This window comes from Prosthecobacter fusiformis (assembly GCF_004364345.1).
Lineage (GTDB): Bacteria > Verrucomicrobiota > Verrucomicrobiia > Verrucomicrobiales > Verrucomicrobiaceae > Prosthecobacter > Prosthecobacter fusiformis.
In genome coordinates this window covers 813,611-824,780 of the sequence record NZ_SOCA01000003.1, presented here as the reverse complement: position 1 = coordinate 824,780, position 11,170 = coordinate 813,611, and the positions used below count along the sequence as shown (strand labels likewise).

Annotated in this window: 8 protein-coding genes; 1 reads left to right on the top strand and 7 read right to left on the bottom strand. The window is 56.7% G+C overall.

Annotated features, from left to right (window positions below):
• The 7 genes from EI77_RS12695 to EI77_RS12665 form a co-directional block, all read right to left on the bottom strand.
• Nucleotides 1-225, bottom strand: a 225-nt coding sequence (locus tag EI77_RS12695) for a transposase (RefSeq protein ID WP_486660000.1), incomplete at its 3' end; no start/stop codon positions are given.
• Between the two features lie 109 nt (nt 226-334).
• Nucleotides 335-1,456: an aldo/keto reductase gene (locus EI77_RS12690; RefSeq protein ID WP_133795626.1), complete on the bottom strand. Its 1,122-nt coding sequence runs from the start codon at nt 1,454-1,456 to the stop codon at nt 335-337.
• A gap of 190 nt (nt 1,457-1,646) precedes the next feature.
• Nucleotides 1,647-1,910: a 50S ribosomal protein L28 gene (rpmB, locus tag EI77_RS12685; RefSeq protein ID WP_133795625.1), complete on the bottom strand. Its 264-nt coding sequence runs from the start codon at nt 1,908-1,910 to the stop codon at nt 1,647-1,649.
• 93 nt (nt 1,911-2,003) lie between these two features.
• The gene (gene ndk / locus EI77_RS12680; RefSeq protein WP_133795624.1) at nt 2,004-2,429 is read right to left on the bottom strand and encodes a nucleoside-diphosphate kinase; all 426 of its coding nucleotides are present in this window, start codon (nt 2,427-2,429) and stop codon (nt 2,004-2,006) included.
• 73 nt (nt 2,430-2,502) lie between these two features.
• On the bottom strand, nt 2,503-6,096 hold the full coding sequence (locus tag EI77_RS12675; protein ID WP_133795623.1) for a beta strand repeat-containing protein: 3,594 nt from the start codon (nt 6,094-6,096) through the stop codon (nt 2,503-2,505).
• A 121-nt stretch (nt 6,097-6,217) separates the two neighbouring features.
• Nucleotides 6,218-7,459 (bottom strand): TolB-like translocation protein, encoded by a 1,242-nt coding sequence (locus EI77_RS12670; RefSeq protein ID WP_133795622.1) that lies wholly within the window; start codon nt 7,457-7,459, stop codon nt 6,218-6,220.
• Nucleotides 7,460-7,507: 48 nt separating this feature from the next.
• Nucleotides 7,508-8,269: a transposase gene (locus EI77_RS12665; protein ID WP_133795621.1), complete on the bottom strand. Its 762-nt coding sequence runs from the start codon at nt 8,267-8,269 to the stop codon at nt 7,508-7,510.
• Nucleotides 8,270-8,962: 693 nt separating this feature from the next.
• Here EI77_RS12665 and EI77_RS12660 point away from each other — a divergent pair.
• Complete coding sequence (locus tag EI77_RS12660) at nt 8,963-10,996, top strand: DEAD/DEAH box helicase (protein ID WP_133795620.1); 2,034 nt, start codon at nt 8,963-8,965, stop codon at nt 10,994-10,996.
• Nucleotides 10,997-11,170 lie beyond the last annotated feature (174 nt).

Sequence of the window (11,170 nt, the reverse complement as noted above, 5' to 3'; positions counted from 1 at the left end):
CACGCGGTTGAGGTAGCCGTAGAGGTAAAGCTTGAGCAGGTCTCCCGGTGCATAGCCTGGCCGACCGGTGGCCGCCGCCTCCACAGGAAGCTTCGCCTGCCGGAAGTCCAGTTCATCAACGAAGGCGTCGATGAAGCGCACGGGGTTGTCTTCGCTGAGGTAGTCCTCAAGGCTTTGCGGCAGCATCCAGGCCTGACTGCGGTCATCTCCTTGAAGGTAGCTCATGACAACTGTTGCCCCATCAAAAATGCCCCTTCAAGGGTTTTGACACAGTCTCTGGCGCAGGCGGCTACATTTCTTCCACCTGCTGGTGCAGGCGGCTACTTCGGAACGGTTACCAGGAGGTGCCGAGATTCCAGCGACCGGCGAGGGTGAGGAGCTCGGGGCGCATGGGCCATTCATCGGGACGGGCTTCCTGGCCTTCGTGGCGCTGGCTGGCCCCTTTGAGCATCATGCAGCCGGTGTTGTCACCGATTTCGCGGATGATTTCCACCTCCTCAGCACTGAGGATGTTTTCCGAAGGCAGGGCGGCGAGCTCTTCAAGCTTGCTCTCGATGCTGCGGGCTTCAGATCCTGCTTCCTGAATGAGCGTAGGCACCACACTCTTCACTGGCTCCTGGGCGAGATCCCAAAGGCAAGCGAGTTGGAGCATGGTCAGGCCATGCTTTTCGGCGATGTAGCGGATTTTTTCCAGCTTCTCGCTGGCGTGGTCCACCCAGCCTGCGGGACGATAGCTGCGGTGGTCGCCATCGCGGAATTTATGGCCAGGCTTCACATCGTCATGGAAAATGCCGCCGTAATCCACCACGCGGGTGAGGATATCCACACCGTGCTTTTTGGCGGCTGGCAGGACGTGCTGACCGGGCCAGGGCTCAAGGGGATTGAGAATGATCATGGCCCAATCCATGCGGTCGCCAAAACGCTCGAAGCATTCGATCATATCCAGGGTGAAGCCGTTGGCTGGCCCTGGGGCGATGCCGAGGCGGTCGGTCAGGCCTTTGTCTTTTAAAGCAGACAGGCCATCCCAAACGGCATCGCTGGTGTAGCCGACGGTATCGGGATTGTGCAGAAGCAGGCAGTCAAACTTGCTGGCCTGGCAGCGCTTTAGGGATTCCTCTGTGGCCATGGTCAGGTAGCTGCCATACTGCTCTGGCTGGTGCAGGCTGGCCTCGGTGAAGCGAGGATACCCCTTGGAACCGGCACGCTGACCGCTGTAAAAATCATGCCCGACGATACCAACAAGGCAGTATTCATCCCGTGGCAGGTCCTTGAGCGCCTCGCCCAGCATGGTATCCGCACGGCCTACGCCATAAACATCGGCGGTGACGAAGGTACGAACGCCTTTTTCAAAGGAATCGCGGATCATCTGGATGTAGCGCTCGTCATCGAGCATTTCACCGAAGTGCATGAATTTGCCGCCACTCCAGGTGCCGTAAGCTGTGCGTGTGAGGTTCATAGGGGGTTGGAAATCGAAGGTTAACGAGTCAGGAAGGAAAATCGCAGGCTGGGAGGGGTGATCTTGCAGAGCCTGGGCAAGTCAGCAAGAACAGACGTTTTCTGGACAATATCCGGCCAGGGCGATGAGCGCAAAAAGGGCAGGCCCGAGGACCTGCCCTTTTTATAAATTTCATCTACCGGTGACCGAATTAGATCAGACCAGCTTCCTTCAAGACCTTGAAGGCACCGTTTTTGTCCATCGTCTTGAGGGCACGTGCGGTCAGCTTGACATTGACCCAGGTATTGAGCTCAGGAACGAAAATGCGCTTGTGGCGAAGGTTCGGATAGATCACGCGCTTCACGCGCTTGGTGATGTGCTTACCGATACCGCCTTCTTTCTTGGCTTTACCGCTGCGATGGATGTGGTGGCCGCGTGTGACGCCGACGCCGGTGATTTGACAGACTTTAGCCATGTGAGTACTCCTGGGAAAAAATTTGGGGTGCGAAACTAGCCGAGGACGCTCGCACGTCAACCTCGGAAACAACTTTTTGCACCGATTGGGGGTTTAGTAGCTGAAAATTTCGCCGTCCTTGAAGAAACGCTTCAGTTCGATGGCGGCTGCTTCCGGGGAATCGGAGGCGTGAACAACGTTGGTCATCTTGTCGCTGCCGAAATCGCCACGGATGGTGCCTTTAGGCGCAGCCTTGGAGTCTGTGGGGCCGAGGAGGTCACGGACGTGAGAGATGACGTTTTCACCACCCAGGGCCACGGCGATGACAGGATTGCTCTTCATGAAACCGGCCACTTCAGGGAAGAAGGGCTTGTCTGCGATGTGGGAGTAATGCTCTTTGAGCAGCTCATCGGTGAGCTGGATCATCTTAATGCCGCGCACACGGAAGCCTTCGGCCTCCAGACGCTTGAGGACTTCGCCGTTGAGACCTTGGGCGACGCAGTCGGGCTTCAGCAGGAGGAGGGATGTTTCTTGTGCCATAGAGTGGGGTTTGGGAAAAGGGCGCGGAAGGTGCCGTCCATGTCCCTTTGAGTCAAGCAGGTACCTTCAATAGTTACGCGAGGGGCTTGCGGCGGCGAGTGCCCATAACGGCCATCGCGGCCAGAAGGAGAAGCATTCCGCGGGAGGGCTCAGGAGCCACAATGAGGATGCCGTGCTCCAGGAAATAATCTGTATTCCAGGAAAAGCCGGGGCCCAGGATGGCTTCGTCGAGGTATAGATCCGCCAGGGTAAAGCGGGTAGTGTCGTTGTTGGCATCGTCATCCAATACGCCCCAGTCCAGGAGGTTAAAGACATCACCTCCCGATGGCACATAATCATCGTCCAACAGGACTTTCAGGATGCTGCCAGCGTCCAGGGTGAGGGTGCCGGTCACATCCAGAGCATCATGATTTCCGAAGGTGCCGTCCAGCAAGGAGGCCTCAGGCAGGCTGAAAAAATCATCCGTCTGCCCGGTAGCAGCGTGAAGGGTGAAGATAGCGCGGGGGGCTAAGGTGGAAGCTCCGTCTTGGAGGGTCAGGTTGTTTTGGAAAGTGAGCTTTCCGAAACCATCGCCCGCCGTGAGGACATCCTCACCATCACTGCTGGTACCGGGACGCAAAACGGCGCTGCCGCCCAGCGTGAAGTTTCCAATCACACTGCCACTGCCGCTGACAGGAACGCTGCCGCTGGCCGGGGCAAAAATGTAGGCACCACCTGTGCGTGCAGTGACGCTCAGCGCGCCGCCTGCGATGTCCAGCCAGGTGCTGTTATCAAAGGCCCCTGCCCCGCTCAGCGCCAGAGTACCCTGGGTGATGCGGGTGGTGCCGGTATAGGTATTGGCTTTCCCCAGGGTGAGCGTGCCGATGCCGCTCTTTGCCAGATTAAGGTTGCCGGTGATCAGGGCTCCCACCTTGGGAGAATTCACGGCAAGCAGGCCAAACGAATTGTTAGTCGCATTTTGGACAGTGAAAGTGGCGCGGGTCGAACTGGAGTTCGTGATGGTTTTGTCCATCCGGTTGGCTTGGGTGCTAGTGTCCACTTCTTCAATACCGGCAACCTGCTGGTTAAAGCCGTTAAGGTCAAAGGTGGCATACTCTGCCCCGCTAGTATTGCCCAGACTCAGGAGAGTTCCTGTTGGCAACCGATTGTCTCCTTCGGCGATGGCCAGTGTGCCTACGATAATGTTGGTATTTCTGAAGCTATTTCCAGCGTTGGCCAGAACCACTTTGCTATTGGCGTTGTTATCGTTGCGGATGGCGATGTCAAAATCGCTGCCATTGCTAGTGAGGAGACCGCTGATATAGAGCGTGCTACCATTAATAGCTCCAATGCGGGTGGAGTTTGAGCCTATATTCACGGTGCCCGTCCACGTGTTGACACCCGAGACGCTGGAGCGCAGCGCACCATTATTCGATATACCAGGACCATTAATGGTGATGGTTTCACCTGTGATGGTACGGCCTCCACTGAGATCCAGGGAGCCTGCGGTGACAAGGGTCGCGCCGACGGTGCTACCCAAAGCGCTGTCATTCGTCACACGTAAAACACCGCCACTGATCGTGGTGAGTCCTGAATAGGTATTTGTTCCAGAAAGAATCTGAATACCATTGACCGAGCTGCCCGCTTTGGTGAAAGCCAGGACTCCATCATCCCCCGCCCCGTCTCCATCCCGAAGGGTGCCGCTGTAAGTCAAAGTGCTAGTCCCCGTAAATTGTACAGTCAAGGTGCTGGTGCCGCCCCCTTCGTTTTCAACGATCCCAGATCCGCTGAGCCCCACGATCGTTTCCGAACTGCCATTGAGACGAAACACGTTACCGGTCGCCATGGTCAGCTCGGAAGTATTCGCAATTTGATCGCTCTGTCCCAGTTGGAGCACGCTATTACCCGTCAGGGTCAGAGCCCCCGCGACGGCATTCACCCCTTCCGTTTTGCTCAAGATCAAAGTCCCCACATTGACGGTCGTAAGCCCCGTATAAGTATTCGCTCCAGCCCCGCTCAAGGTCAGGATTCCTGCCCCGTTTTTCGTGAGCGTGCCCGTTCCCGTAGCAATGGCATCAGCGATGGTTAGATTTCCCCGTGCATCAATGCTCAGGTTAAACTCACCCGTGATCGCGCTTCCGCTGGCCACATCCACAACTAGGCTGGAAGTGGCATCCACCTGTATTTCCGCATTCGCAGCCAGGGTGATGGTCCCGCCCCAGGTATTCGCCCCGCTCTCATTGCGAAGCGCTCCGTTGCTGGAAATGCCGGTACCGGAAATGGTCAATGCCTCAGCACCCACAGTGATGTCATTTTGCAAAAGGAGCGCTGCGCCCGAGGCCACAATCGTGCCTGCGGTCACCGCTCCGAGGCCTGTATTTTTTGTGATGACAATCGCACCCGCATTGATGGAAGTGGTGCCTCTGTAGTTGCTGGTGCTGATGCCTGAAAGGGTCAGCGTCCCGGCACCTGATTTCACCAATGCGACGTTGCCATTGAGAGATCCATTCGTGGTGGTCGTCCCCAAATTGGATGACCCAGTATTATTGATGGTCAGAATGGATTGGTTATCATTATCAAGATTGGTGATCGTCTGATCCATGATCGGCAGAGCGCCACCGGCCTGGGAAATGGTAGAAAGCGTGGTGATTTCCTGGTCAAATCCATTTAAATTTAACTGTACGTCCCCTTGATTGCCTGAGTTTCCCATGGTCAGGCTCCGGGTTGTTGGCAGGGTATTGTCTGCCCCCAGAGTTAAGTTCCCCACGACCAAGTAAGTTTCTCTGTAGCTGTTTGCCCCGGACAAGATGATTTCCCCTGTAGCAGAATTGGAGGAGCGGATCACTAAGTCAAAACCACTGCCCGTAATATTACCCGAGATGGTCAAATCCCCAGCACCGGTGGAGCCCAACCGTGCACCACCCGTCGTGCCGCTACCTGTGCCACTTCCCAGCACGACCGATCCCGCCCATGTGCCATCCAAGCCAGCTACACGCAGTGCGCCCGAATTATCGCTGGTCCCGCTGCCGTTGAGGGTGATCGTTTCACCCGTGATGGTGACGCCATTCAACTGAACTGCGGCACCTGACGAAACCACGACACCTCCAGCTGTGCTGCCAAAGGCCTCGTTATGACTGGCGATGACCAGCCCTGAACCTCCTGCATTGAAGGCCCCCGTAAAGGAATTCTGGCCGGAGAGGGTGAGCGTTCCTGCACCGGTTTTAGTCAGGCCAAAGGCTCCACTGATGGCCCCGCTGATGGTCAGCCCCCCTGTTCCGGCGGTCAAATTCCGAGCAGCGTTCAAGCTCATATTGAGCTGGATCGTTTGCAGGCTGGAACTGCTGTTGAGGATATCTCCTCCCAGGGTGATCGCATTCCCGGAAAGCGTGAAGGCACCAGCTCCATTGTTAAAAGTGATACCCTGGGCTGTAAAAGCAGTCAGGTCATTCACCGCCCCCAAACGAACGGTCCCACCAAATTGCAGCGCAGTCGTGCCACTGCTGGCAGGCGCATTACTCACCCAGTTACCAGTATCCGACCAGTTATTCGTGCTACCGCCTCCATTCCAAACCGCAGTTTGGCCAAATGCAGCCGGCACCTGGACCAGCATAGCCAGCAGCGTGATGAAATAAAAACGTATGGCGACGAGCCTCAGCCCATCGCGCCCGGGGGAAGGCGTGAAGATCATGTATATAAAGGGGGGGGATACTGGCACTGCATGCCGGGAGATGCAGAGCCACCTGATTGGGGGAAATCAGTCAGTTGGGAAGGCGGATACTAACTGTCCCGCCCCAAATGGCAAGCCCGGCTTAGGTACCGACGATGTCGTGGATCTCGATCAGGTACATCTGGCGGCCTTTGCTGTGGGGTGAATCGATGCAGACCAGCCGCCCATCCCGACTGCTGCGGGGGTGGGTATCACAGCGCCACTCGCCTGTATAAAAGGCAGGGCTATAAAAATGCCCCAGGTTCACCCGGCGGTCCGTCGGGATGTGATACAGGTAGGGCGTCTGCATGCGCTCCTTGTCGGGATAGCAGTCGTTCAGCACCCACTCATTGTTGGTATGCGGCACATAGGTGTTGTGCCCATTGCGGGGCATTTTGTCTTTGCCCACTACCTCTACCTCGCTGGTCTTATCCTTATACAGATAGAAGCGGTCGCCATGGCTGGGATGAAAGGCCCAGGCGAAAACATGCTGCGGATCACGCCAGACGAAGTGGGAGGTCCTGCCCAGAGGATCCAGCACATACAGGTCCGTGCCGTCAGCCTTGGCAGTGAAAAGGCGTGTATTAAAAGATTTGTCCCCATCCCCTTTCCAGCGGTGGAGGAAAATGAAGCGGCTGCCATCGGGGGAGAATAACAGATGGTTAAACCAATGCTTCGCATTCGGGCTGAATCCGCCCTCATAGGGAATGGCCGCAGCCTGGGCAAAGGTGATGATCAGCTTCTGCTCACCGGTCTCCATGTTGATCTTCCAGATGCCGGCATCCTCAGGGATTAGCACTTCTTTGTTAGGGTCAGGAACCCCGGCATAACCATAACCAGGACGGGTGTCATTGAGCCGACGGAAATCCGGGGCGATGCCCCACTTGCCGTCCGGGCTCAGGTTATACACGGGGTTAGGCAGGGTGCGCTTCTCCTTGGTCTTCACATCCATGAGATGGCAGACAAATTTGTCACCCTGGCGGTCATTCCACATCACCGTGCTCTCGGTCCCTGGCACCCACTGGAGCATGCAACCCTGCTGCCAGTTCCAGGCGTGGGATTCGCCAAGCTCCGTCCATTTGTCGCCATCCTGGAGGTCCACCATGCCGACTTTGATCACGTCATCCGCTGTGGGTGACCGGTGCTCAAAATCCACTTCATTCCCCAGCACGTAACGGTTATCCGGGCTGAACTGGTCCTTATCATAATAGGCGAACCAATGATACTTCGGCCCCTGGGTGATCTGGCGGACGTTGATCTTTTCTGCCTCCTGCGCACTCAGGCCAAGGCGTGAGGCAAAGACAGCAGTGATGGATGTTTGGAGAAAATGACGGCGGTTGGTCATGGTCCATGGATTAGACTGTAATGACCACGCTTGTCGAATTGAAAAGCCTCATAACTCTTGCTCTTGAACCTCATCCAGCCAAGCCGCCTTGTGATGCATAAAGCTCCCCGGTTTCAGCTTGGCGGGATTTTTCTGAATGTAATCGCGAGTCCGGTTCAACTCATCCCGGTTCCGGATGATGCGGTCAAAAGATTCCGTTTGCCACAGATGGCCCGCGCGCGTGACCGGGCTTGTTTTCAAAAACTGCTCTTTCAGCAATTGCCGGGCGCTGAATCGTTTGACCGAGTACAGCCATTCTTCCAAAGGACATCCTTCAAACATCTGCACCATGACATGCACATGGTTGGGCATGATGACAAAATCCCCCAGCCACAGCCTCTGCCCATGAAAGAAGTGAAGTGCGTCGGCCACAGATTGCGCAGCCCGTGCCTCCTTGAGCACACAAAGGCCGTGACACTGATCCAGCTCAACAAAGAACTTGCGGGTCTGCTTCCGCTCAAATCCCTGCCGTTCTGACAGCGGAATCTGGCGCAACGCCATCACAAAACGCTCTTTGTCCTGATGCCTCCAGTCTTGATGGATGCCCTGAGATTGCAGCCAGACAGCCTCCTCCTGCTGCCAGCGCATGACCACGGAAGCCGGTATGGAATCCGCCAGACGGAAGGTTACGAAATAGATGGCTCCTGCCAGCCGCCAATGAGGCAGGTTCCGATGATACCCAGGCACCTGCCAGAAATCCTCTCCCTCAAATTCTGTGAAGACAGGACTGGCCGGAATTGCTACCGGCCGTGATAGAGACTGCTTGGGCATAACCAATTCAATTGGATTCTGGAACTACAATATCAAGGTCATCTCTGCCAATGTATTTTGAGTTGGAGACCGCCGGAACGTAGCTCGATTTTCCAAAATCGAGATGGGTCACATCCACGAAAGACATCGTATCCGCTCTCCAACCCGCCATTGCTATCGATGCACCTCGATTTTGGAAAATCGAGCTACGACAGTGCGGCCCTTCATTCGCGCCCCACTAAGAATAAGTACGTCTGTCCTCTCTTTGGCGCAGATATCCAGGCTTCTTGATTGAGACCGCCGGAACGTACCTCGATTTTCCAAAATCGAAATGGATCGCATCCACGAAAGACATCGTATCCGCTCTCCAAGCCGCCTTTGCTATCGATGCACCTCGATTTTGGAAAATCGAGCTACGACAGAGTTCCTCCATGCCGGCCCAAGACCGCGCCCCCTTCAGACCTCCAACTTAGCCCCCCAATCAATCCCTCCGATCTTCTAAAAACAGCCGACCACCGCCGCTAACAAACATCACTTGCTATTTCTGTAGCTTATGGAATCCTTCGCACCGGTTTTTTACCGCTTCCCCACTTGGGGCCGAAGTTTGACATGTAGCCCGCCAGATCTGGTGGTGATCCCGTCTCCTCTCACGAGACGCCCTTACTGCGACAGGTTGCCCGCTCACGGAAGCCTACCTGCCGGTACGTAACACACATGGAAAAGACATTCGCAGATCTCGGCCTTTCGCCCGAGTTAATGAAAGCTATCGAGGCCCAGGGCTTCGAACAACCGTCACCTATTCAGGCCCAGGCCATCCCCGTGGCCCTCACCGGCCGTGACGTGGTCGGCCAGAGCCAGACCGGCTCCGGCAAGACTCTCGCCTTCGGCCTTCCGGCCGTGGACCGCATCGATGCTACCAGCCGTGATACGCAGGTGCTTATCATGTGCCCCACCCGTGAGCTGGCCATGCAGGTCTGTGCAGAAATTCACAAAGTCGCTTCCTTCAAAGAAGGCGTGCGGGCTACGCCGATCTACGGCGGCTCTTCCTATGACCGCCAGATCCGCGCCCTGCAGATGGGCTCCCAGATCGTCGTGGGCACCCCCGGCCGTATCCTGGATTTCGTGGATCGTGGCACTCTCCGCCTCGATAATCTGAAGACCCTCGTCTTCGATGAAGCTGATGAAATGCTGGACATGGGCTTTGCCGATGAAATCGAGCGCCTCATGCAGGCCGTGCCGAAAGAGCGCCAGACGATTTTCTTCTCCGCCACCTTTGATCCGCGCATCCGCCGCCTGATCGACCGGTACACAAACAACCCGGCCACCATCACCATCGAACAAAAAGCGATGACGGTGCCGACCATCGAGCAGCGCTACTATGAAGTGCAGGGCCGCAGCAAGACGGAAGTCCTTTGCCGTGTCCTGGACATGGATGCCCCCCGCCTCACCATTGTCTTCGCCAACACGAAGAAAGCGGTGGATGACACGGTGGATGCCCTCACCGCACGTGGCTACGCCGCTGACCGCCTCCATGGTGACCTTAACCAGGTCATGCGTGAGCGTGTCATGCGTAACTTCCGCAGTGGCAATGTGGAAGTCCTCGTCGCCACTGACGTGGCCGCCCGTGGTCTTGACGTCAACGACATTGACCTCATCGTGAACTTTGAGCTTCCGTATGACACGGAAGACTACGTGCACCGCATCGGCCGCACAGGTCGTGCCGGGCGCAAAGGCACCGCTGTCAGCCTCGTCGCTGGACGTGAAATCTACCTCATGCAGCGCATCCAGCGCTTCACGAATGCCAAGGTCACCCGCGCCAAAGTGCCTTCCCAAGAAGAATTGGAAGCCACTCGCGTGGACCAGACTTTTGAAAAACTCAAAGCCACTCTGGAAGCCGGCACCTACGCCAAGCATGAGCACACCGTGCAGCGCCTGTTGGACGCCGGATTTAACTCCACGGACGTCACCAGCGCCGTGCTTGACCTCTGGATGAAAGAATTCTCCCGTGAGGGTGAGCAGATCATCGAAGACCGCGCCAATCAGCGCCCTCAGCAGGCACAGCGTGAATTCGTCCCCAGCACGCAGTCTGCCGTCTCCGGCCGCACTGCTGCCGCAGGCGATTTCGCCCCGGTCCCCCGTCCGGCTGACAACGCCCCTTCACAGCCACAGGCCGCAGCCCCTGCTCCCCGTGCTTATGAAGAACCACGCGACGAAGGCCCACGCCGCCCGGATGCCGCTCCTCAGCAGCCGGAAGCCCGTGATGACTTCGGCCCTGCACCGATGCGCTCCCGCTCCTTTGTGCAAAAAGGCCCGCGCTCCGGCATGGTCCGTCTTTTCGTCAACATCGGCGGTATGGACAATGCCCGCCCAGGCGATATCGCCGGCATGATTTACAACACCGCCAAAATCCCCAGCGGCACCCTCGGCACGATCGAGATCTTCGAAAAATGTGCCTATGTGGAAGTCCCGGAAGACCACGTGGAAACCGTCATGACCACCGTCACCGGCACCAACTATCGTGGCCGTGACATCCGCATCAATCTGGCTGACCGCCAGGATGGTGGCCAGGGGCAACGCAGCACCTTTGGTCCTCGCGGTTTTGGTAGCAAGCCAGGCGGCTTCGGCGGTGGTGGTGCAAAGCCAGGCGGTTTCCGCAAGCCTTACGGCGGCGGTGGCGGCAAATCATTCGGCGGCAAGCCTAACGGCGGCCCAGGCAGCGGTTTCAAAGGCCGTCGCTGGGAAGACTAACCAAAACTGTAACACGAGTTTAACCTCGTTTTAGCCCTCCTCTTACAAGAGCCTGTCCGCAAGGACAGGCTCTTTTTTTTATCCAATTCCAAAAGAGAAACCCACCATTGGAAGCTGGCTTCCCTTGCTCTAGCAAATCCAAAAAGCATTTCCAGAAAGAGGGCGAAGCCAAAA

Bases quoted from the DNA above. Each gene is read 5' to 3' on its own strand.
- EI77_RS12690 (WP_133795626.1), bottom strand. From the start codon at position 1,456: ATGAACCTCACACGCACAGCTTACGGCACCTGGAGTGGCGGCAAATTC.
- rpmB (WP_133795625.1), bottom strand. From the start codon at position 1,910: ATGGCTAAAGTCTGTCAAATCACCGGCGTCGGCGTCACACGCGGCCAC.
- ndk (WP_133795624.1), bottom strand. From the start codon at position 2,429: ATGGCACAAGAAACATCCCTCCTCCTGCTGAAGCCCGACTGCGTCGCC.
- EI77_RS12675 (WP_133795623.1), bottom strand. From the start codon at position 6,096: ATGATCTTCACGCCTTCCCCCGGGCGCGATGGGCTGAGGCTCGTCGCC.
- EI77_RS12670 (WP_133795622.1), bottom strand. From the start codon at position 7,459: ATGACCAACCGCCGTCATTTTCTCCAAACATCCATCACTGCTGTCTTT.
- EI77_RS12665 (WP_133795621.1), bottom strand. From the start codon at position 8,269: ATGCCCAAGCAGTCTCTATCACGGCCGGTAGCAATTCCGGCCAGTCCT.
- EI77_RS12660 (WP_133795620.1), top strand. From the start codon at position 8,963: ATGGAAAAGACATTCGCAGATCTCGGCCTTTCGCCCGAGTTAATGAAA.